We start from the raw sequence: 1,955 nt of genomic DNA on the forward strand, positions 1-1,955 counted from the left end.
GCACTCGAATAAAGGAGGGCATGGGTGGGGCCGCAGGCGGGGCGGGGGCCTGATTTTGCCCTGGATTTTGAAGCAAGGCCCAGGTCTGGGGGCCGACTACGCCGTCGGCGACCAGGCCCCGGCTGGCCTGGAACTGACGCACGGCGCGATCGCTAGCGGGGCCAAATACGCCGTCGGTAGCGATCGCAATACCGGCTCGGACTAGGGCCTGCTGCACCGTCCGCACCGCATCGCCGGTCGTAAAGGGATGGGTGAGTCGCAGCACTTGAGCTGTCGAGGACCGGGATGGGGAGGGCTGTCGCTGCAAAAAGGCCCAGGTCTGGGGACCGACGATGCCATCGGCAACCAGCCCCTGCGATCGCTGAAATTGCTCCACCGCCTGCTTGGTGGCGGGGCCAAACACGCCGTCGGGGGTGATCTGCGCCCCCCAGCGCACCAGATCAGACTGAAGCTTCTGCACATCTTGTCCCGTCAGGTAGGGATTGGTCAGGGCCAAGAGTCGCATGCCTGGGGTAACGGTAGCACTACCGCCCGCAGCGCCACCCCCAGCACCGCCCCCAGCGCCGTCCTTCGAAATCCTGGGCCGATTGGCCAGATAGGCCTGGGCCTCTAGACTGAGGTTGGAGCCGCCGCTGGGGGTGCGCCCGCTCGCCAGGTAGGTTTGCCCGACGGGGCTGAGGGCAACCCCGGGCGTACCGGCGAGAAACACGTTGGCCTCCGAGAGGCGACGGCGCAGCAGCCCTTCTTCTACACTGGTGCCGGGGTTGCGGTAGAGAATCAGGGCTGCCTCGAGGTCTTGCCAGTCCTGGTTTCGCAACACCCGCGAAATGGTTTCAAAGCCGCTGGCCCCGTAGAAATTGGCGCCCAGATTGTAGGCAAAGCTCAAAATCGCCCCGCGCTGGTTGTCATTTAGACTGTCCCAGCTGGGGATGCGCCGCTGGGGTGGCAGATAGGTGTTGGCGACCTGCGTCATCAGCATCTCGTCGGCCTCCTCCCGGCTGATGCGATCGCCCAGCTTAAAGGGCTGACCATTCTTATCGCGGGTCGAACCCCAGCCGATGGTAATGGGCAAGTTTCCGGTTTTAGGATCTGGATAGGCTTGCAAGCTCAAGCCCTCAAAGGTTTTGATCAGGTCGAGACCTGGTGTGGGCACCCCGGTCATAGTGATCGCCTCGCATAGAAAGTTGTGTGAACTTACCGCAAGTGTATCGGCTCTGTGGGGCGTCCTTTGGCCGGGCAAAAAGCGACTGGCCTGTGGCCCTGTAGTGCTATCCGTTAGCAGCGCTGGCATCGCGAGAATCCCTCAGCTAGAGGACGCTAACGGCTTGACCCGGCGCGACTCGGTGAGTGCCGGACGTAATCACGCGATCGCCCGCCTCTACTAGGCCCCGCACCAGCACGCGATCGCCCTCGGTGTAGACAATCTCCACCGGCTGGCGGGCCGCCGTGGTGGTATCTTCGCTGGCGTCGGCCACGTACACCGACCACAGCCCCTGCTCTCCCTGCACTAGAGCGGTGGCGGGCAGCCAAAACCCGGCGGTGGGCTGAGTGTCTTGCAGCACCAGCCGGGCGGTTTGACCCAGGGTTAGCTCCGCTGGGGTATCGAGGCTCAGCACGACAGTAACGGTGCGGCTGGTGGAGTCCAGCTCGGGCAGCAGCGCGGTGACCGTGGCGGAGAAGGTACTGTCGCCGACGGCCACAGTCTGGGTGCTGCCCACAGAGACAGCCTTTGCCCCATCGGCGGGCAGGCCAATGCGGGCCTCGGTTTCGCCTCCCTCAGTCAGCTGTAGTACGGTCTGCCCGCCGCTGACAACGACACCTTCATCTACTTAACGGGTGACAAGGGTACTCAACGTCATGCGGTACAGGGCTTTGAGACAATAAAGGGGACAAAAAATAGGGAGCCTCAGTGCAGCTCCCCTAAACCAATATGTTTCCTGCATCCTACCAAACCA

1 protein-coding gene and 1 pseudogene are annotated in these 1,955 nt (G+C 63.1%); both read right to left on the reverse strand.

Annotated elements, in window-relative coordinates; all coding sequences use genetic code 11:
• Nucleotides 1-1,162: peptidoglycan-binding protein (locus IQ254_RS30935; RefSeq protein WP_228041260.1), on the reverse strand; the 1,162-nt coding region annotated here is incomplete at its 3' end.
• A 145-nt stretch (nucleotides 1,163-1,307) separates the two neighbouring features.
• Nucleotides 1,308-1,814 (reverse strand): annotated as a pseudogene (locus IQ254_RS30940) (efflux RND transporter periplasmic adaptor subunit); the annotation flags it as partial.
• Between the last annotated feature and the right edge of the window lie 141 nt (nucleotides 1,815-1,955).

The sequence above is a fragment of the Nodosilinea sp. LEGE 07088 genome (assembly GCF_015207395.1).
Lineage (GTDB): Bacteria > Cyanobacteriota > Cyanobacteriia > Phormidesmidales > Phormidesmidaceae > Nodosilinea.